At 60.4% G+C, this 20731-nt stretch carries 15 protein-coding genes; 4 read left to right on the top strand and 11 right to left on the bottom strand.

What is annotated here, in order from left to right; translation table 11 throughout:
* Positions 1-3 precede the first annotated feature (3 nt).
* From tssA to tssB, 11 genes are all read right to left on the bottom strand, one after another.
* Positions 4-1587 (bottom strand): type VI secretion system protein TssA, encoded by a 1584-nt coding sequence (tssA, locus tag ACPUER_RS02135; protein WP_425130252.1) that lies wholly within the window; start codon positions 1585-1587, stop codon positions 4-6.
* A gap of 8 nt (positions 1588-1595) precedes the next feature.
* Complete coding sequence (locus ACPUER_RS02130) at positions 1596-5402, bottom strand: ImcF-related family protein (RefSeq protein ID WP_425130251.1); 3807 nt, start codon at positions 5400-5402, stop codon at positions 1596-1598.
* A complete protein-coding gene (locus ACPUER_RS02125) occupies positions 5399-6574 on the bottom strand; it encodes a hypothetical protein (RefSeq protein WP_425130250.1) in 1176 nt (391 codons plus the stop codon). Before ACPUER_RS02125 ends, ACPUER_RS02130 begins: the two co-directional genes overlap by 4 nt.
* Before the next feature lie 66 nt (positions 6575-6640).
* Positions 6641-6898 carry a PAAR domain-containing protein gene (locus ACPUER_RS02120; protein ID WP_175960470.1) on the bottom strand — a complete coding sequence of 86 codons (258 nt, stop codon included), beginning with the start codon at positions 6896-6898 and terminating at the stop codon, positions 6641-6643.
* 29 nt (positions 6899-6927) lie between these two features.
* Positions 6928-7584: a hypothetical protein gene (locus tag ACPUER_RS02115; RefSeq protein ID WP_425130249.1), complete on the bottom strand. Its 657-nt coding sequence runs from the start codon at positions 7582-7584 to the stop codon at positions 6928-6930.
* A 317-nt stretch (positions 7585-7901) separates the two neighbouring features.
* Positions 7902-8399: a hypothetical protein gene (locus ACPUER_RS02110; protein ID WP_425130248.1), complete on the bottom strand. Its 498-nt coding sequence runs from the start codon at positions 8397-8399 to the stop codon at positions 7902-7904.
* Complete coding sequence (locus ACPUER_RS02105; RefSeq protein ID WP_425130247.1) at positions 8396-8701, bottom strand: hypothetical protein; 306 nt, start codon at positions 8699-8701, stop codon at positions 8396-8398. Before ACPUER_RS02105 ends, ACPUER_RS02110 begins: the two co-directional genes overlap by 4 nt.
* 91 nt (positions 8702-8792) lie before the next feature.
* Positions 8793-11015: a glycoside hydrolase family 19 protein gene (locus ACPUER_RS02100; RefSeq protein WP_425130246.1), complete on the bottom strand. Its 2223-nt coding sequence runs from the start codon at positions 11013-11015 to the stop codon at positions 8793-8795.
* Positions 11016-11023: 8 nt separating this feature from the next.
* Entirely contained in the window at positions 11024-13363 is a 2340-nt protein-coding gene (locus tag ACPUER_RS02095; RefSeq protein WP_425130245.1) for a type VI secretion system Vgr family protein, read from the bottom strand.
* Positions 13364-13443: 80 nt separating this feature from the next.
* On the bottom strand, positions 13444-14994 hold the full coding sequence (gene tssC, locus ACPUER_RS02090; RefSeq protein ID WP_425130244.1) for a type VI secretion system contractile sheath large subunit: 1551 nt from the start codon (positions 14992-14994) through the stop codon (positions 13444-13446).
* Positions 14995-15067: 73 nt separating this feature from the next.
* On the bottom strand, positions 15068-15580 hold the full coding sequence (gene tssB / locus ACPUER_RS02085; RefSeq protein WP_425130243.1) for a type VI secretion system contractile sheath small subunit: 513 nt from the start codon (positions 15578-15580) through the stop codon (positions 15068-15070).
* A gap of 574 nt (positions 15581-16154) precedes the next feature.
* On the opposite strand from tssB, the gene tssK reads away from it, so the two are divergent.
* From tssK to ACPUER_RS02065, 4 genes are all read left to right on the top strand, one after another.
* Positions 16155-17504, top strand: a complete 1350-nt coding sequence (gene tssK, locus ACPUER_RS02080) for a type VI secretion system baseplate subunit TssK (protein ID WP_310131668.1) — start codon at positions 16155-16157, stop codon at positions 17502-17504.
* Positions 17504-18259: a DotU family type IV/VI secretion system protein gene (locus ACPUER_RS02075; protein WP_425130242.1), complete on the top strand. Its 756-nt coding sequence runs from the start codon at positions 17504-17506 to the stop codon at positions 18257-18259. Before tssK ends, ACPUER_RS02075 begins: the two co-directional genes overlap by 1 nt.
* On the top strand, positions 18256-20019 hold the full coding sequence (locus ACPUER_RS02070) for an OmpA family protein (protein ID WP_425130241.1): 1764 nt from the start codon (positions 18256-18258) through the stop codon (positions 20017-20019). Before ACPUER_RS02075 ends, ACPUER_RS02070 begins: the two co-directional genes overlap by 4 nt.
* A gap of 94 nt (positions 20020-20113) precedes the next feature.
* Positions 20114-20599: an Hcp family type VI secretion system effector gene (locus ACPUER_RS02065; RefSeq protein ID WP_006479553.1), complete on the top strand. Its 486-nt coding sequence runs from the start codon at positions 20114-20116 to the stop codon at positions 20597-20599.
* Positions 20600-20731: the final 132 nt, after the last annotated feature.

Raw genomic sequence — 20731 nt, 5'->3', positions numbered from 1 at the left:
CCGTTACGACAGGGTCAATGCGCGGGCGGGATCGAGTACGGTCAGCTCGGCCTGCAGTTCGGCGACGCGCCGCGCGAGTGCCGGCTTGTCGGCATCCTTCCGGTTGCTCATCGCCTTCAGTACCTTCACCAGTTGCTGCTTGACATCGAACGTCAGCGCCGGCTCCCAGCGCATCAACGGCAGCGACCGGGCGGACGCATCGAGTTCGGCCAGCAGCGCGAGCGATGTATCGAGCCGGCCGGCATGGTCGGCCAGACGGGCCATCACGAGCCGCTGCAAGTAGCGACGGCGATCGGTCTTCATGCCAGGAAGCGTTTCGAGCCATGCGAAGGCCGTCTCGATGCCTTCGCGTGCGGCCAGTTCACGGGCCTGAGTTTCGATCTCCGGCCAGTCGCCGACGGCATCGCTTTCGCTATCGGCGGAGACGGGCAACGGCGCAACCGTCTCGCCCGCCTCCAGATCGCGCACGACCGCGTGCCGGGCAATCCATTCGAGCGTCGTGTCGTCGGCGAACGGCGTGCCATCGCTGAACGACAGTCGTTCGATGCCCGGCAGTCGCTCGAGAAACAGCGCAAAGTCGGCGCGCAGCAATTCGCGCCACGCGCTGTACGGCGTGCCGACGTGATCGAGCGCGACGTGCTGGAAGTACTGCAGGTCGAACCACAGGTGATTCACGCCTTCCATGAACGCACCCTCGACACGCTCCAGCAACTCGTGCCAGTGCTTCTGCAGCACAAGGCGCTTCATCTGCTGGCGCAACTCGGCGCGCGGCGGCGCCAGACGCGTATGCGATGCGGCATCCGACGGCGGCACGTCGTGCAACGTGTCCCATCGAATGCTGCGCACGAGACGTACCGACGGCAAGTAGCCGTTTTCCTGATCTCGAAGCCACGCAGACATCGCGCGCGCCTGATCGAGCAAATCGCGCGTCGATGCGATCGATCCGAGCGACGCGGAAACCGAAGCGATCTTTTGCAGCGGAACCGCGCCCGGATTCGCACCCCAAGCTGGCTCCTCCTTGCGCTCGAAACGGGCAACCAGCGGCTGCAGATTCGGCCGCGCGGCTTCCGGCCAGTTTCCCGTTAGTTCGACGAGCACGTCGAGCGCAGCAAGCGCACGTTCGAGATCGGTCGACGCGAAGTCGCCACGGCTGTCCAGCGTCTCGATCATGCGCGAAGTCGCCAGCATTTCCAGCGCCGCCCGCTTCGCCTCGGCCCGCGCAGGCAGCACGGCCTCGCCGAACCGGTCGACTAGCGAAGCAGCCAGTTCGAGTCCGTCGGCAAAGCCGGCCGGACCGTCCTGCCGCAACCTCGCAAACGTGTAGTAGCCGACCAGGCGCAGATCCTTCCCGGTTTCCTTGAGCAACTGTTCGCAGGTACGGAAAATCAATCCGTCGTCGATTCCCGACAGCTTGTTCGCCTCGTCCTTCAATTCGAAGAACGCATCCTCATAGCCGGGATCGCGACCGCACGCGTATTCGCCCGGTATCGGGGCCAGCCATGCCGCCCAAGTGGTCTGTCGGGATGCCTGCAGCGAATCGACGCGAGGACCGCCGACGAGTGTCTTTACGAAATTGGCAAGCGTCATGGCAGGTCTCAGAACGCAAATGCGTCGCCCAGCAAACGGAGAGCGTGTCCGAACGGTCTGGTGGAGGCATCGGAAGATGCCGACGTCGTCGCCAGCGAAGACACCGCCATCCGCGGATCGCTCTTTGGCGGTTTCTCGCCGGGTGTGCTCGGTCGCGCTTCCGCTATCGCGGTCGTCTGACGGGATACCTTCTCGGCCTCCATCGGCATCGCTTCATCCGGCCACGTCATCGCACCCGGCAGCCCTGGTGGCAGCGGCACGGCAGCGTGCCTGGCTGCGGCAATCGCCGCAGCCGGCAACGGCGGCGGACTGGCCGTCGACACCTTCGGCCCGGCGCTCACCGCACCGGTCATGAAAATCCGTGCCGGCAGCACGAAGTTGCGCAACTGGAGAACGTCGAGCGGGCCGGCGCCCGCCTCGCTGCGCAGTTGCACCTTGAGCGGGATACCCTGGCTCGTATCCGGCGTCCAGGTCAGCAAGTAACGTGCGTTGTCCTGTTGCGTGACCTTCGCCCGCTCGAACAGACGAATCAGGCCGAAGCGCCCCTGCGAATCGAGCGCCGTCCGCAAACCGCCCTGCTCGGTCTGCCATTCGATATGCGACAGGTTTTCGAGCGACTGGCCAGGCCATTCGAACGGCGTCCATTCCTGTTTCTGGTTGAAGTAGTGCAATTCGCGGCCGGACAACACGAATCGCATGTCGGTGACACCCGGCGTCGGCACCGCCTGCAACTCATAGCGCACGCGTGCATCGCCGGACGGGAACAGCACCGTCGAAATACGCGTGAGTTTGTTCAACCCGCTCAGGAAGCCCGGATCGATCGTCAGCGCACCGGAATCGCTGCCCTGTGCAGGCACCCAGCGGTCGCCCTGCCGTTCGATGACGCCGGCGAGCTGCGTCGTCACGAATTGCGTGATCACGCCGCCATCCGGCCGCATGAAGCGTGCCATTTCGGGCAGCGACGCGTCGTTGTCCGAATCCGCGAACGGATAGCGGCCTCCGAACGACTTGTTCCAGTCGGCCACGATCGCCGCGCGCCAGATCTCGTTCAGGCTCGACGCGGCCGGCTGCACGATGACCTGCCATGCCTGATCGAACGGCGCCCGGAACAGTGCGCCGAAGCCGGACCATTGCTCGCCGAGGCTCGCTGCAACCCGGCTCGCATAGTCGCGGCTGTCGGCGATGTCGGATGTCTTGCCCTGCAACACCGACTGGGCGGCCAGTCGCGCAACCGCATCCGGATCGGCACTGGAGACGATCTGCGACGTCTTCAGGCGCATGGCCGTAATGCGCTCCAGATAGCGGGCAAGGCTCAGGTCGCCTGTCGCGGCCATTTGCGCTGCGGAGGTTTTGCCGTTGGCCGGCACGCCGGAGACGAGATCGCTGCCGGTCAGGCGCAGGATCGGCCCGAACACCGCCGCCAGCGGTGCGAGCTGCGGCTTGACCTGCTTCGACGGATCCTTTTCGTCGGCTCCGACGAGCTGCTGCGCCTTGCTGATCAGCGTGTCGGACAGCGACTGCGTATTGGCTCCCGTTCCCGCCTGATAGACGATCGCGTTCATCAGCGCGACGAGCGGTGAACGTTGCGGATCGCCCAACAAGGTCAGCTGATCGGACGTTGCGGAAAGCGTCGGCGCCGGTTGCCAGCGCACGCTGTTGAGGAACTGTGCCCAGGCACGCGCATAGTCGTCGAAATAGCGTTGGCGCAGTTCGTCCTTTAGGGTCGACGAGGACTGGCCGGCGGCCTTGGTGTCGGAAAGCACCCAGTCGCTTGCCACGTCGTGTTGCTCGCCGGCTTCGTCGATGGCCTTGGCGATCCGTTCGTCCCATGCTGCGCGCGTGAATACGCCCGGTATGGTCATGGTCGTGTTGAACAAACCACGGCTTGTCGCGCCACCGGCACCGGCCTGGGACGCCGCGTCACCCAGCAGCGTGGCGAGCGATACCGGCGGGTACTTCGGCGTCGCTTCGTCGAGGATCTGCTGGTAGACCGCATCCCGCGAATTCTGAATGCCCCGAACGCCGATCACCGTCTGGCGGGTTGCCGCGATCAAGGTACTGTCCGGAGCGATTGCCAACGCAGCCGCCGTCGACTTCGCACCAGGTTCCAGATGGTTCGTGAAGAATGTAATGGCTTGCTGCCGCAAGTCCTCCCATCTGCCTGGCGACAACGATGAATCGACGGGGCGCGCCGGCATGGACGTCGCGACGAGCTGGGGTGTCAGGAATGCAGCCACCGCGCGCTCCGGCTTCGCGAGCATCAGATAGGTCTTGAGCGTGTCGTATGCGGCTTGTACTTGCGCATCGCCGCCGCTGGCGATTTCTGCGTCGGATAACGATGCCAGTTGATGTAGTCGCGCCTCGAGCTGCCGGCGAATCGGGCCGACGAGAATGCGGTTCGCCGCATCCGCATAGTGCGGCCAGAGGGCATCGAGCAATGCGTGGTCGCGGTTCAGGCCGAAGCGGGCACGCAGCGGTGCGCGGGTGCGCTGGTGGATTTCAAGCGTGTCGATCTGTCGGTCAAGGTCGGTGAGCATTTGCAGTGACTGCGTCGGATTCCGGATTCCCTTGAGCTTCGAGACCGTGTCTGCAGCACTTCCGATCGTTGCGCGGTTGACGAAGCCGGACAGTATCGTGCCGGCAATCCAGAAGCCGATCACGGCGATCGCCATCCACGCCGCCGTGGTCGACGGCGAAAAGCCGACGCGGCGACCATGAACCTTGCGGCTGTGATCGGCGACGGTCTGCCAGATCGTTCGGTGTTGAGGACCGGTTGGCGAGTCGTCGTCGTTCGTATCGCTTGATAACGGCAGCCCTGGTTCGCGCTCCTTGAACAATGGCGCGAACAGTAGGCCGTGAACCCCATGTTTTCCGATACGGGGTTGGTTAGCTTTCAGCACGAGACCCGTCAACGCAGAGCGCAGATTGGCAATATGCTGCGACAGCTCGACGGGATAGCGATCGCGTGCGTCTTTGGTGAGGCGTACAACCCCCGTGCCCGCCAGGTCGTAGGTGAGATCTTGCAGCGACGAATCGATATCGTCTGCGTTCAGGCACGCGTTCGACCAAGTAAAGCCGATTGCTTCATCCGGGCTCGACGTCATGCTGCCGAAATCGGTGGCGTCGAGCAGATATGCGGGCGCCGCCCAACGCAGGGCACGCGCGTGAAGCGCCAGTTGCCGGCTAACGCCATCGACGTCGAACGGTACGTCCGCCGAACTGCGGTTACGTGTCACCGCAACGATCGCGTCAATCGGCTGGTACCGGCGCAGGCGGCGGATCTGATCGAGCCATTCCGTCTCGAGCGTGTCGCGGGTTTGCCCGGCGTACAGCAGGATCGTATCGCCGTTGATTACGTACCCCGTGTCGGCAAGTCCCGGTACCAAGCGCTTCACCAGCGGCAGGTCGCCGGCGACGAGCACCCATCGTTCGCGATAGCGCCAACGCCAGCCGTGACGGTCACGCAGGAGGTTCCGCAGCGCCGTAGCTCTGTCGACTGGCCCCGGTGGACCGCCCTGATCGTTGTGGTCGACGGACGCTGCGCGTTTTCCGGCGTCGTAACGAGCAAACCAACGGGATGCTCTCAGCGAGGCAATCGAAAGCAGCACAAACTCGAAGTACTTGATCAGCAGGATCACGATCAGCAAACCCACCGCTAGCGAAAGCTCGATGATGATCCGGGTATCGCGCGACCATCCGTGGCGGGGCCCCTCCATCCATACCGCGCCACCGAGCGCAAGGAAGACGATCACTGCCGCGACGCCTATGAAGAGGCCTGCTGGCCGGGTCTTGTTGTCGTTCTTGTTATCGTTCATGTCTGCTTTCTGCACATGAGGGCGATCAGTTCTTCACCTTCGCCACACATCACTAGTTGCGGGTCGCCCGTTGTCCGGGCACTTTCTGCAGCAAGGACAGCAGCCAACCACGGCCCTGCGCCGGAACAGTCGCCCACCGCCGTTTCGAGCGAGATCCATCGCGTCTCGTCGGGAAACGACGCGGCTTGCCGAACTGCACTGACTCTGTCGCCGGACAGGCCATGCGTCCACACTGTGCGCAGACGGTCGCGCGAGGTCTGTCCCCAGCGCGCGGCAAGCTCAAGCGTCCGGGCGGCGGTATCGAGCGAGCCTCGGGCGGGGCGATGCAATCGCAACCCGGCTGGCATGGCCGATGACTTAAGGCGCGGGTGTCCGACGAGCAGCGCGACACCCGCCTCTGCAACACCATCGGACAGGACGGAACTGATTGCATCGCGAAGCTCAACGGCGACCAGCAGGTGGACCGTATCGACAGCTCGATTGTCCAGCCACGCGTCCGTTCGGAAGAGCGAAATCGTGTGTTCACCCGATGTGACGTCCACCTTCAACGCAGGCACTCGTTCAGTGAGCACCTCCCGTAGTCGGGTCTCGAAAGCCTCGGATTTCAGCCTGGATCGATGATGAAGCTCGATCTGAAGCTTCGTTCGCGGCGGGAGCGTATTGAGCTGTGGCAGGAAGCGGTCTATCAAGCGTTCGAGCAGCCATGTACACACGGCATGATGCCGAGCATGTTCAGTGAGTTCGTTACCCGGATGAAAATGCATCTCCGGGATGTCGAGCCAACGTGCATTGACTTCGCTATCCGCGACCGCGCCGCTCGGCCGAAGCTTCGCCAGCTCAGTTCCCGTCAGTATCCGTTCAAGCGAGTTTTCCCAATCGTTCGCGGCGAAGCACCATGCATGGCCCAGTATCGCAAGCGGTCTGCTTGCCATTGCGTGACATGCCTGCTCGGCCTCATCACTCACGCGGTTGGTCGCGATCGCCTGATTGCGACGGGTGTAGCCATACGCGAGCCACGCGAATAGCAGGAAAGCCCAGACCAGGAAGGGATAACCAACGACACAGAGCCAGAACCACGCCGCATTCGTCGGGCGGTCCGTCGGCCAAAACGTGATCGCCAGCCCAGCCCCGGCCGCCATGACGAGCACCAGCAAGGGTATCCAGACGATCATTGAGACCCGAGGCGGAGGCGGTACATCCACTCGCGGCGGCACGCGATTGAAATCGACGGGCATCGCTTACCTGACCTGCGCTCCGGTGGACGAGGCACTGAGCACCGCCCCACACCGCGTGTGATCGCCATCGCGCGATAGCGGCGTGGTGCCATCCTTCATCCTGCCGCTGCCTTCGACGATTTCGTTGTCGCCGTGAATCGGGCACGAGACTTTGTCACCCACACGGGCGGCTCGGCGTTCCTTTACCTTGATGCGATCCGAGCCGGTCGGGGTCTTGCCGCCGTGGCTCGTTGTGTCGCCTTCGTATGCGAGATTTTTCATTTCGCGTTTTCCTTTGTGGCTACGGACAATTACTTAGCGCAAAAATCAATTTCCGAGCAGTCAATCCATTTATTAAGACGATTCCCATTTTTTGTTAAAAATTCAATTTTCCAAAATTTTAAATCGGCAGATACCTCGACCACCCTTACCGAATCGCCCTTGATCACATAGGCGCGACTTACTTGCGATTTTGATGGAGAATCATACAAAAATGCTATTTTTGCCACGACCTTTCTCTCCACGGAGTGATATCTCAACAAATCATCTCGGTGCAACTCAACTCGAAGGGGACCGTAGTAATCTCCACCTTGCGGTTGCTCAACAACATTCCATAGCAATCGATCGCCACTCACTGTAATTTCCGCCACTCCATCGGCGGCACCAAAAAACGAATAAAAATTCAAACGCGCCTTATTTTTACCATCTTCAACACGACCACTTAAATTTTTCTCCCCGTCCGGGCCGCAATCAATCCTATTTCCGTAGCGCGCAATGAAACAATATGATCCGGAAATATTTCCCGCCGCATCTTTGTCAATTTCGATGGCAAATGTAGAGTATGGCTTGCCTTGCCTCGCGACATCCTCCCTGATTGACCAAACCCTAGAAAATGATTGATCGCTTGCAAACGAAAAAACTGGCACTAACGCCATAAAATTAACTGAAACCCAAAACATTAATTTCACGCTCACACCTCAAACCCAACATAAAATTATTCATTTAAAATGATTTAGCCCCCCCCAAAAAACATTTCGAACCGAATCGCACTTCAGCTCGCGCACCGCCGACGCACGATTGACTCACGAATATGTCGAATTAAGATTCCGGTACTACTTGGTGATGTATTGTCTCGGGGCGCAAGCCAAACCAGGCAACACCATCGATTTCTCTACATCACGGATCCGTACTTCGGACAAATTTACCCCGAATAAACTCACACTATATTGCACTAACTCACACCAGAAGCAGTGACAAGGCAACGCAGGGAGTATCGAAGTGCACATCAATTATCTACACCATCAACAGGTGGCCCCGTCCTTAACCCACGAAATGTCCGCTGGTTTAATTGCTGGTATTCACCTTGCCCGCAGACTTCATTTGAAACGAGATTTCCGCGTTTTTTTATATAAACACCACTCGGAGAACCTTGATATATAACATAATCATACCTTCCAAGCTTGAATTTTATATGCACATAATTCAAATTTCCAACCGAAATATCACTGATCGCGAAACGCCTATTCGGAGGGTAAGGCTTATTTGGAAACTGAATTTCGATATGATCCAGCACACCATACCTATACTGCACGTATCCATTGTTTGGCGAAATATTACCTGACGCACACAATGAAACTATCTTTTCCCCGAGCGAGCAACTAAAGTAAATTTCCTCATGTGGCTGGCATAGCGTGATCTCAACCGCATGCGCCTCCCCCTTGACCCCAATCGCGGAGATTATGCCAATTGAGAAAAACAAAACACAACACATATGACGACTCAATTAAAATCTCCAAGATTGTGAAATTTTTCAAAGTTATCAACCCGCTTAGCGTAGCTATCAGTTCTTTTATTTACAATAGCAGTAATTGCATTCACTTGATTTGCCGTCGCACCTCTATCGGCTATATCTGGAAGATGACGGCTTACCCAAAAATACGCAGCGGATCTAGCGGCGTATCTAGGCTGCGTCAAGAGATCAGGGTCTTCTTCGAAATCCACAACATCCTCAGGCCACTCAGCGCAATTTATTTTGTTCCAACCAGTGAAATCCTTATAATTTTCGCGACCTGTGAGCTGTTTCATACCTCGCCCTCGGTATCTCCATCCGTCGCCGCTTTCATAATCCCCGTTTCCCAGTTCGGCTCGACCGCCATACGCACCATTCGCGATAACCTCAAAAATCCTCCCGGGTCATACGAGTTCCATCCGCCTTAATTCCCTTTTTTGTTTCATAACCGTGCGCCCTGGCGATTTTTGGATTTTTCTTAAAATATGAGAATTTTATTATCAATGCCTCGGCACCCCAAACAAAACCTTCCTCAAGATTTAAAGACGGTCCAGTCTCCTGCATTACTTGCGCAAAAAAATGTTCCCGCCGAAGAGGTGTATTCAACTTATAAGTATCGATATGCGCATTGAACTCATCAATCACGGCCTGGAGAATTTCAATGTCGGCAGCCGGAAATATTCGCTTCATCATTTGCAAGGTGAACTGAAATTTACCCCCAATAAAATTGCCTACCATTCCGATCGGGTTAACGTGAAAAACGTCTGCTCCTGGGAAGTCCGCCGCCCCTGCCCTTACATCCTCCCACCACGCAAGTTGGTCGATGCGTTTCTGTTCTTCTACATACCGAGGCTTCAGCCCTGCCTGCTTTTCTAATTCCGCGATCAACTGCTTCCATTTAGATGGATTCGCCCACTCACTTTCGTGTTTCACGATCAGCCGAGACGCCGCCTGCATCAACCACGGATATCCACCACGCTCGGTCCGCGACAGCATGCATAGTTCATCAGCTGCTCGCTTACCATCTCCTACCGTAAACAGAGCGTCATATACCTTAAGCATCAACCGACTGAGCTTCGACCGCGAAGCAAGGTCGTCAACATTGGCGCCGCTTGCATAATCAACCCACGCCTGCGTTGTCGCAAAGATCGTATGCGCCGGATCATGGGCGTCCGCCAGGCACTCGAAGTCGATCCACTTTTGTGCGAATTCCCGCGTCACCCGACCGCCCGCGTGATTGAAGTCGCACACCCAACCGTCAATCGGCTGACCTTGTGCATTCACACCGTCAACATGCCACCAGTTCACCGGAAAACCCGGATCTGGATTCGGACGCGGCTCGGCGACTCGTCGATTCGGGTCACGTGCCAGTTCAGCAAGCGAATACACCTGAACGGCGTCCGTCTTTCTCAACTGTGGGTCAACACCAGGAACAAATTTTTTCTTGTCTTGAGTACGTTGATACAGCAGCGTACCCGGTGCAATCCGCAGGATCGTCGGCTCCGATGGCAGGCCCAGTGCCGCCCAGTCCTCCTTGTTCGGGCCGTGTTGATTGACCCATGCACATCCTTGTTCGAGGAACGACTGAATGCTGTCATCGCAGAAGACTTCGATGTGTGCCATTCGGGTCCCCGAACTGCATTGGTTCAGCGAGTCGTAGCGCCCCAAGTGCCCAATCAGGTCTCCGGCCTTGACTGGAATGCCGGACGCGTCACCTGGCGCACCCTGGCCCGTCGTCACGACAACCCGATCAAATATAGAGTCCTCAACCGTCTCTTCGGCGACCGGACCACCGTTTTCCTGGCCGAGAAAGACCCACTTACCGATCGCACTCGACGGCTCGACGTATTCACCTGCTTTCTGTGGATACAGTGATGTCCCACAAAGATCCGTCAACTGTCCCCACGGCTTTCCGTTCTTCGTCTCAATCTTCCCGATGCCGACGTTGGCGCCTTGCGGAAGAATCGCGATGGGGCTACCGCCCGGGGTCTTGCGAATACGCAGTCCCTGCTGCGTCGGGTCGGGAGCCTGCCCGCTTCGGCCTGACGCTTGCTTGTCCTGCGCATACTGCGTCACCAGCCATTGCCGCGGCCAATACGACGGCTTTTCACGCTTCGGGAAGTTTGCGTAGTCGTCCCAGGACATCAGATGCATGTATAAGCTGTAAAACGTCAGCTTCGTGTCCCGTGGGAACTCCATCGTGTGTCGCACCAGCGCAAAGGCAGTGCTATACGGTGCCTCGTACGGCGATCCGCCATCTGCCGTTGCAACCTCGCTGACTGGATAGGTCTTGTTGGCGCGAAACGCAATTAACACACCATCGGCGATGCAGCGTAATCCCGCCTCGAGATCCAGGGCCTGTCCGGCACCCGCCTCCGTGATATGAATGCCGCCATGCCACATGCCGTTACTGCTCGCGAGATAGGTACCGGACGACTCACGCTCGGCCAGCAATCGATAAATATCGTGCTCGTTGGTGAATCGAGTGGACGCCTCGGACTGACCTTGCCCTTTGCGCAAAAACGGAAACGCGAACGACAATTGCTTCAAACCGGCTTTGGCAGGCTGCGGCGGCGTCGGTGATTTCTTCGGTGCGGCTTTGGTCGCCATGGTCGGGCTTACTCCGAAAATCCGAAATTCAATGCGTTCTTCACGTCGTTGAGCGGCACCGCGGACCAGGTCGGGAATTTGAAACTACCGCCGGCGGCGTCGTTGACGGTCAGGTTGCCTTTCAGTTCGATCTCGCCCGCAGGACTCCCGAGAATGATCCTTCCGCCTGACAGCTTGATATAAGCGCCCGCGCCGTCACCGATCGTGACGCCCTTTCGACCCGTTATCGTGACTTCGCCGTCCGACGAGCTCATCAGCATGTCCTGCATTGCCATCAGCTCCATGCCGTCGCCTTGTGCCTGAATCTGTACCTTGCCCTTTGCTGCGAAGAGCCGGATTCCGAACTTTGCCGCGAGGAACGAAATCGCTTCGCCGGCCGCCACCGTGATGCGTTTCATCACGCCGATGTCGAGCCCTTCGCCAGCCGTGACAAACATCTGTTTGCGTGCAGCGATCTGAACATGCTGCCCACTGGCGATGCCAACACCTTCTGGCGCACTCGCAACAATGACTGGCTTCTGGAGGCGGCTAAGCGTCTGCTCGATCAGCACGCGTTGCTGGTTAGCCTCAGCCTGTAGTGCCTTGGCCGCGTTCGCGGCGTCATTGAGCGAACGCAGAATTTCTTCGGCCTGCGCGAACGTCGCGTCCGCATTCTGCATAGCAAGCTGCTCGCCGGCCGCGCCTGGTTGTGCCTCGGCCGATATGAGCACGCCGTCTGCTGCCCGAATCGACGCGTGACCGGCGGTGGCGAGTTCGGCACCTTTTCCGCGCGCCTTGCGATCGGTGTCCACCATGAAGCCGAGATTCAACTGGCTCGCACGAAACGGCGTGATCAGATGGACGTGCTCGTTACCCTCCTTATCCTCCATCCGCAGCTCATTCCGCGCAGCCGTACGAATAAGATTCCGCGTATGGTTCAGGTTGTTGACCAGATCCGGATGCACGCTGTCGTGCATCGCCCCGATGATCACCGGCCGGTTCGGATCGCCGTCCGTATGGACAATCGCCACCTCCGCCCCATCGATCAGCGGAAAGTGATGTCCATAGTTGTCACCGCTATAAGGCTTCGCAAACCGCACCGGCCGGCTCGTCCCACCCGGGCTCCATTCGTCGAGATCGAACGGCAGCTTGATCACGTACCAGCCCTGCTCGGTCAGATACGCGTACTTGTAATTCCCCGGTGACGTAATCCGAGCCGGCAGAATCCCGTCAACCACCGGCCGCGAAACCGAAGCCACCGACGTGCGCCACACGCGATCCGACGGAATCCCCTCGAACGCCACCCAGTACGCCTCGTTCCGCCCGCCGCGCGACTCGACCGACGTCACGAAAATCCCGTGCTTCGCATCGACCTGATTCGGCTCGACCCGCATCACCTCACCGGCTTCGAGCCAGAACGGATTACCCGTCCCCTTGAACGTGATCTGCTCGGCCAGATAGGCTTCGTGCCGCAACCGGGCCACCCGCTTACCTTCTTCGGGCGTCTCGTAATGCTCGCCCCAGCGATAATCGATGGCGTTCGTCGTCTTGTCGTCGCGCGCCGTGTTTTCCTCGACCAGCAACGACACCTCGGCCTGCCGATGGTTGTAGTCATGCAGCCGCACCGCTTCCGGCACACGCTTCGTCTCGCGCCCGAGTGTCTTGATCGCGTCGGCGCCGGCGCTCTCCAGCCCCGAGTCACGCCGATACGGCACCGTGCGCTGCTTGCGTGCATACGCATCCAGATCGTCGCCGAACACGACCACGGCGCGATCCTTCTTCTGCTCCCAGCGAAACCAGATTCCCTCTTCCGCGCAAATGCGTCGGATGAAGGCGAACGTCGTCTCGTGATACTGCGTCACGTACTCGCGACGCTTGTACTGCCCGCGCAACTGAAACTGGAAATCGACACCTGCGCGATACCCGTAATGCCGAAGCGTACCGGTCACGATCTCCTCGACCGACTGCTTCTGAAACAACCGGCTGGTCACACCACGATCGAGATCGGCCAGCGTCGGCTCAAGCACGACCCGGTAGCGCGTTTCATCCGCCGACGTCTCCAACTCGTCGAACTGCGTGATCACGCCGTGAACCGTATACGCCGCAGGCTTCGCACTGAACTGCGCCGCGTTCTCCCCGAACATCTTCCGCAGGTAATCCATGTTCGGATCGATCGGATCGGCACTGAACTTCGCGGGCCGGCCCAGCACCTGGTCCATCGGAATCCCCGCCGCCGGGCTCGTGAATTCGATCTCGTATCGATAAAGCTGGCTCACGCGGTCCAGCCCGGTGAACTTCAGGATCGAAAACGGCGCCGGATGCGGCGCCAGCTTCAATTCATAAGCCTGCGTAGGCAAAATCATCGACATGGATTCTCCCGGTTGCGCATCACGCTCTGCGCCGCCGGGGCAACCATCGATACCCCGGCGGCTCGCACACAAACGTCAGATCAGTTCTTGGCCTTCGGCATCTGCGACACGAGCGACAGCCCGATATCCATCCCTTCGACCTGGAAGTGCGGCACGATGAACAGCTTGATCCGAAAGAAACCCGGGTTGTCGTCGATATCCTCGACCGTCACCTTCGCATCACGCAGCGGATGCGATGCCTGCAACTCGTCGCCGGGATCCTTCATCTCGGTCACGAGCCCCTTGATCCAGCCGTTCAGTTCGAGTTCGAGCAGACGGCGATCCTTGGTCGTGCCGATGTTTTCGCGCTGGATCAGCTTCAAGTAGTGTGCGATGCGAGACAGCAGGAAGATGTACGGCAACCGCGCGTTGATGCGGCTGTTCGCCGTGGCTTCCTTGGTCTCGTACAGCGCAGGCTTCTGCGCCGAGCTCGCGGAGAAGAAACATGCAAAGTCGTGATTCTTGTAAAACGACAACGGGATGAAGCCGAGATTCGCGAACTCGAATTCGCGCGTTTCCGGGATCAGCACCTCGGTCGGAATCTTCGGCTGGTAGCCAGTGCCGAGGTCGTACAGGTGAACCGGCAGATCCTCGACCTTGCCACCCGCCTGCGGCCCGCGAATCTGCACGCACCAGCCATTGCTGACGAAGCTGCGCACCATGTTCGCCGCAAACGCGAACGACGCGTTCATCCACAGATACTTGTTGTGATCGGGGCCCTTGACGGCTTCCTCGTAGTTGAACGCCCGCACCGGCGCCGTATCCTTGCCGTACGGCAGACGGCCGAGCACGCGCGGCATCGTCAGGCCGACGTAGCGGGCATCGTCGGTATCGCGGAAGCTCTTCCACTTGATGTATTCGGCGCGATCGAAGTAGTTGCCGATGTCCTGGATCGCCGCCACTTCCTCCATCGACTGCTTGCCGAAGAATGCCGGTCCGACCGAACCGATGAACGGCATGTGCGCGGCAGCGGCCACCTTCGAGATGTTCCGCAGCAGCGCAACATCCATCGGCGAATTCGCAAACTCGAAGTCGCTGATCATCGCGCTGATCGGCTGGCCGCCCGGCGTGTCGTATTCCTCGATGTACGTCAGGCGATACAGGCCACTCTGGATCAGTTCAGGCGTGTCCTCGAAGTCGCGCTGCAGCGCCTCCTTCGACACGTCCAGCACCTCGATTCGCGCGTTCTTGCGGAAATCGGTACGGCTCACGAGCATCTTCAGGCCACGCCAGCGCGCTTCGAGCGCCTGGAACTCCGGCGTATGCATCACCGCGTCGAGCTGGCGGCCGATCTGCCGGTCGATCTGGCCGATATGGAAGTCGAGCAGCGACTTGTCCAGCCGGTCGACGGGCTGGCTCGCCTTCGCGACGAGTTCAAGGAACGCACTCATCCCGCGTGCGATCCGCTCGTCGGCCGATGCCTCGGACAGCATGTCGTTGTCGCGGAACGCCTCGAGCGGGCGCGCTTCGTTGACGGGCTTCAGGTTGATCTTGCTGCACAGCGATGCATAGACGCTGTCGATATCCCCGTGCGGGGCGTCCAGCACGACGGTTTCGGTCGCGCCGGCCTGCTGCGTTTCGGTGGGTTTCATGTCGGGTCCTGTCTGCGATCGAATCGCTACGATGTTGCGGAATGCGCTGAACGCGCGCTTTGCCCGGCGTCGCTCACGCATGCCCTTCCGGCTGCGTCGCGGCGGTCGCGATCTGCGCGAGTTCGCCACGGAGCTTCGCGGACAGGCGGTCGTCCTTCAGCACCTTCTCGAACTCGCGACGGAACGTCCCGTTGTCGAGCAGGTTCGATTTCAGGTCGCGCAGCAGATTGCGCATCGCGAGGAGCGCCTGAAGCTCGGGAATCTGGCGCGCCACCTGCTCGGGCTCGAAATCCTTGATCGACCGGAACGACAGGTTGACGGGTAACTCCGAACCGTCGCCGGCCAGCGTATTGATCGCAGCGATCTTGAGATCCGGTGCGTAGTCGGCCAGCACGGCATCGAAGTTGTTCTTGTCGATGTTCACTTTCTTCCGCTCGGCCAGCGGCGCTTGCTCGCGGCCGGCGCTGAAGTCGCCCGCCACCAGCAGCTTCAGCGGCAGTTCGACCTTCTTTTGCGCCCCGCCCGTATGCAGATCAAGAGTGATCGACACCCGGCTCTTCGGGATCTCTCGCTGAAAGCTATCCAATTCGTTCTCCTTATCTCGGGAAGCTTGAAAACTCCGCGATGTGCACCCGCAACCGCTGGTGCCCTGTCGTTCACGTCACCCTTGCTCAACCCTGCAGCTCGTACTGACGGACGACCGATTCGGATATTCGCGGCACGACATCCGATTCAGGCGGCAAAAAATATCACGCCCTTTCACATGAAGTAAACCACCAAAATTTAAAATCTAATATCAATCGAAAACACAACCTCTCGAATAATACTAGTACGAATACACAAAACCCGACCGCACTTCAACAAACCGAGGCCCACCCACATCAAAAACCAATCTCAAATAACGCAACACGCCACCCAAATAGATGATTTTTATGCACAAAAACCAATCCCAAAGGGCACACAAATCCCAATAAAACAGCGCATCGCAAATCCACCCGCCACAAAGCCAACTCACCCACAAAATCTCAAAATTAAACCCCTACATATCTCGATATAAATGACACATTCGTCAACGATTTACCCAATCCCGGGGTATACGAAATCTGAAAACGATGGTTAGAATCGGCGCCTCATAATTCCTAATCGATATAGACCAAACCATGCGGATCGACAAACCGCTCTGGCATGAAGGGCTGATTCTTACGCAGCAGCATTTCCAGCAGCAGGAGCGCTGGAACGAGTTCGCGCTGCAACAACTGGCGTCGGCATTGTCCGTATCGCCATGGGGAACGCTGAGCGTCGAGGTCGACGAGGAGGCATTGTCTTCCGGTCGCCTGAAGCTTACCCGGCTGCAATTGCGCTTCCCCGACGGCACGCCTGTCGACACAACCGTCGCCGATGCATTGCCGCCGGCACGCGACCTCGCCGGCGAAATTCCGGCCGATGCCCAAACCGTCGACGTGCTCGCCGCGCTCGCGCTACCCGATGCGAATGGAAGCAACTGTCGTTTCGACGAAACGGCGCTGGCCCGCCCGCGTCGCGCGTATCGCGAGTTCGTCAAGGTGACGGACCTGAACGGTTCGAGCGAAACCGAGATCGCCGCCGAACGCCACGCCGTGCGGTTGCTGTTCGGCTTCGAATCGCATGCGGACGACACGGCATGCGCAATCGCACGCCTGACGCGCACGACGGGCGGCCAGTTCCAGGTCGACCGCCGATATGTGCCGCCCTGCCTGTCGCTGTCTGGTCATGCACTGCATATCGAGCGCATCCGGCGGCTTGCGGATATCCTCGCCGCCAAAAGCGCGCTCCTCGGTGCGCGCCGCAGCGAGCGCATCGAGCAGGTGGCCGAGTACGGCATCGCCGATGTCCAACTGTTCTGGCTCCTGCATTGCATTCATCAGGCATGGCCGCAGCTGCGCTTTCTCGCGTCGCATCCGGCACAGCCCACCGATCGTCTGTATCAGGTGCTCGCCCAGTTGGCGGGATCGCTGCTCACGTTCTCTACACACATGTCGCTGACCGACATTCCCCCCTACGATCACGCGGACGCCCACGGCGTCTTTACGACGCTCGAATCGCTGATCCGCGATCTGCTCGATGCGATCATCCCGTCGCGCGTCGTGTCGATCGGGCTTTCGCACACCGCGCCGACAACCTGGGTCGGCCAGTTCCGTGACGAGCGCATCGTCGAAGGCGCGGCGGACTGGTACCTGTCCGTCAACGCCGCGCTGCCGGCATTCGAGCTCGTCGAACAGTTTTCGCGCCTGTGCAAGATCGGTGCGCCGGACGACGTCGAGCACATCGTCAATTCCGCGGTGGCCGGCATTCCGCTCAAGGCCGTGCAGCGCGTGCCCGGCGCCATTCCGGTCCGGCTGGACAACCACTACTTCGCGCTCGATGCGCATGACGCCGCGCATGCGCGGATGCTCGCCGCACGCGCTTGCCAGATCTACCTGCCCGCGTCGATTCCGGACGCGTCGATCGAACTCTATGCGGTGCTGCGCTGATGAATGCCATCGTCTCCACTCGTCACGAATCCGCGTTGCTGGCGCAGGAGCCATCGTCCGGCCGCTCGCCCCGACCTTCGATGCGGGCGCAACTGCGCGATACCGCGCTGCTCGTCACTCACCTGTCGAACGGTGGGCAGGTGGACAGCCAGGAGAATCTGCGTCAGCAGTGCGTCAGACTCATCGCACAGTTCGCGACGGCACTCGATGCGCAAGGGATCGCCGCCGACATCCGGGACGACGCCGTCCTCGCCCAGTGCGGGCTGATCGATGAAGCGGCATTGCGGTACCTTCCCGCATCGGACAAGGGGAACTGGGAGTCCCGACCGCTGCAGGTCGACCGATTCGGCACTCACGATGCGGGAACGCGCATCTACGAGCGCCTCGAGCACTGGATGCGCGAACCTGCACCGAACGTCGAGCTGCTCGAGTGCTATGCAGCCGTGCTCGGCCTGGGGTTCCGCGGCCGTTACGCTGCCCGTTCGGGCCCACAGCCGAATGCCAACGAAGGCGAAGCGAAGCGGCAGGCATTGATCGCTGCGCTGGTCGCTCGGATCGATCAGTTGCGACCGACCTCACGGCCGGGGTTCGTCACCGACCGCTCGCACACGCGGCTGATCGACCGGCTCAAACGCCTGTCTCCGTGGGCGATTGCGGGAACGGCATGCGTGATCGCGATGTTCGTGTGGTTCGCGTGGGATCGCATCCTCGACGCGGAACTGGCGCAACTCGTCCAGAAAGCGAAACGGCCGTGACTTCCGATACCGCTCTCCCGCCGGCGGCAACACGTGCCGACTCCGATGCCGCGCGCGCGGCCCTGTCGGGCCTCGGCTACCCGCTGCGCACGGTCGTGATGATATCGGCCGCACTGGCGCTTGCCGTCATCGGATGGGTTTTGCCCGTCGACCGCGGCGTCAAGTGGGGATTGATTGTGATCGTCGTCGCGTTTTCGGCGCCGATCGTCTGGTTGCATTCGCGCAGATTGACGCATGCCCGCGAACAAAACGTGCACGTGATCGCGCAACTCGGCGCGGCGACCGCCGACCTGCCCGTCGCGCTGCGCACCAGGATGCCGCTCGCCCTCGTCACCGGGGACGGCCTGCCCGCGTTGTTCGATCGCGACGCAACGCGGTCGCGCTTCGTCCATGTCGGCGACGGCGCAATCTGGTTGCGAGCCGATCGCCCGCAGGATCTTCCCCGCCTTGCCGTCGCAGTCCGCCAGTGGCGGGACGGTCACGCCCCCGATTGCGTCGTGTTGTCGGTCGCGCCGGGACTGCATGCGAACGACGATCTGCTGTCGCAAACGCTCCGCGTCATCCGGCAGGCGGTTGCAGACACGTCGCGCATGCTTGGCGCGTCGTTGCCGGGCTACGTCGCGATCTATCAGCGACTCTCCGATACAGCCGCTTCAGCGGGGCCGGTGGCCCAATGGTATGGCGTATCCGCAGGCTCACCGATCGCGGACATGCACCGTTTCGACTCCGCGATCGACGCAGCCGAATCCGATGCCCTCCATGCCGACGGAAGCCACGCAGTCGCGGCACGCGCCGCCGGGATCGGATCGATGATCGGATGGACTCGCCGCGCCGTGTTCGACACGCTGACGGACCGACGCCAGCCTGCGTCGCCCTGGCCGTTGTTCGGCGCCGGCTGGATCGACCATGGCCCCGCGACGGGCCCCGGCAAGCCATGGGAACGTGACGTCCGATCGCGCATCGGCATCGCACCGGCCGCGCTACCTGCATCGCCTTCCCCATGGCCGCTGCCGCAGCCGCTGATCGACGCGATGCCGCGCCGGTTGCGGCGGGCGCCGCGCGTCACCGCAGCCGCGCATGTCGTCGCGATCGTTGCTTGCGCCGCTACCGCCGCCATCTGCGGCGCCGCGAAGAACAACGAAACGCTGATGACCCGAATCGGCGAACACGTCGAGCGCTACAACCGCCTCCCCGCTGCGCAAGACACCGCGAAGCGCGACGCGCTCAAATCCCTTTCGTCGGACCGCGACGAACTCGACCGGCATGCCCGCATCGGCGTTCCGCTCCGCCTGTCGTTCGGCACGTATCGCGGCGCTCGACTGCTGCCGATGCTCAACGACGCGATCGCCTCCTACGAACCGCCCGCGCCGCCGCCCGCCGTCATCACGCTGGACAGCATGTCGCTGTTCGACAGCGGCAAAGCACAACTGAAGCCGGGCACCACGCGCGCGATGGTCGATGCGCTCGAACTGATCAACGCGCATCCCGGCAAGCGCGTACTTGTCGCGGGCTATGCGGACGACCAGGGCCGCCCCGACCGCAACCTGAAACTGTCGATCGACCGCGCGACCGCCGTGCGCGACTGGCTCGTCGATGCATCGGGCTTGCCGACGACGCAATTCGCGATTCAGGGCTACGGCGATACGCGGCCGGTGGCGGACAACGCCACGCCCGAAGGACGGGCGAAGAATCGTCGAGTCGAAATCACGCTGGTGCCCGACATGCCGGCGCCGGCCGTGTCGATCGGCACCACGAGGTAATACGCGTTTGGGTTCCCGGGACATCCGTCCCGGGTTTGTCAGTGCCGGAATCCGGTTCCGGCGATTCGTAGTACGAAGAAGAAGGAGTGAACAGATGGCAATTCCGGCCTACATGTGGCTCAAGGACGACGGCGGTGCGGACATCAAGGGTTCGGTGACCGTCCAGGATCGCGAAGGCAGCGTCGAACTGGTCGCGTTCGATCACGGCGTGCACATCCCGACCGACGGCAATACGGGCAAGCTCACCGGCACGCGCGTGCACAAGCCGATCACGCTGACGAAGGAGACGGACGCGTCGACGCCGTACCTGTACAAGGCCGTGACGAGCGGCCAGACCCTGAAGTCGGTCGAGATCAAGTGGTACAAGATCGACGACGCGGGCAAGGAAAAGGAGTACTTCAACACGAAGCTCGACAACGTGAAGATCGTCGCCGTGAAGCCGAAGATGCTCGACATCAAGAATCCCGACTACGAGAAACACAACCATCTCGAAGACGTCGAACTGCGCTACGAGACGATCACGTGGTCGTACAAGGACGGCAACATTATCCACAAGGACACGTGGAACGAACGTTCCTGATGCGCTGACCGACTGGCGGAATCCGGTGCGTGCTCGCGCCGGATTCCGACGCATCGGCTGCCCGCCCGCTCGCCCGCAACCGGTTCCGCAGGTTCGCATGGGCATCGACGAGCACGCCCTCCTCCCTTCCTG

The sequence above is a fragment of the Burkholderia sp. DN3021 genome (genome assembly GCF_049805555.1).
GTDB classification, from domain to species: domain Bacteria; phylum Pseudomonadota; class Gammaproteobacteria; order Burkholderiales; family Burkholderiaceae; genus Burkholderia; species Burkholderia pyrrocinia_C.
The sequence above is the reverse complement of the archived record's forward strand: the minus strand, read 5'-3'. Positions and strand labels throughout refer to the sequence as shown.

Bases quoted from the DNA above. Each gene is read 5' to 3' on its own strand.
- tssA (WP_425130252.1), bottom strand. From the start codon at position 1,587: ATGACGCTTGCCAATTTCGTAAAGACACTCGTCGGCGGTCCTCGCGTC.
- ACPUER_RS02130 (WP_425130251.1), bottom strand. From the start codon at position 5,402: ATGAACGATAACAAGAACGACAACAAGACCCGGCCAGCAGGCCTCTTC.
- ACPUER_RS02125 (WP_425130250.1), bottom strand. From the start codon at position 6,574: ATGATCGTCTGGATACCCTTGCTGGTGCTCGTCATGGCGGCCGGGGCT.
- ACPUER_RS02120 (WP_175960470.1), bottom strand. From the start codon at position 6,898: ATGAAAAATCTCGCATACGAAGGCGACACAACGAGCCACGGCGGCAAG.
- ACPUER_RS02105 (WP_425130247.1), bottom strand. From the start codon at position 8,701: ATGAAACAGCTCACAGGTCGCGAAAATTATAAGGATTTCACTGGTTGG.
- ACPUER_RS02100 (WP_425130246.1), bottom strand. From the start codon at position 11,015: ATGGCGACCAAAGCCGCACCGAAGAAATCACCGACGCCGCCGCAGCCT.
- ACPUER_RS02095 (WP_425130245.1), bottom strand. From the start codon at position 13,363: ATGTCGATGATTTTGCCTACGCAGGCTTATGAATTGAAGCTGGCGCCG.
- tssC (WP_425130244.1), bottom strand. From the start codon at position 14,994: ATGAAACCCACCGAAACGCAGCAGGCCGGCGCGACCGAAACCGTCGTG.
- tssK (WP_310131668.1), top strand. From the start codon at position 16,155: ATGCGGATCGACAAACCGCTCTGGCATGAAGGGCTGATTCTTACGCAG.
- ACPUER_RS02075 (WP_425130242.1), top strand. From the start codon at position 17,504: ATGAATGCCATCGTCTCCACTCGTCACGAATCCGCGTTGCTGGCGCAG.
- ACPUER_RS02065 (WP_006479553.1), top strand. From the start codon at position 20,114: ATGGCAATTCCGGCCTACATGTGGCTCAAGGACGACGGCGGTGCGGAC.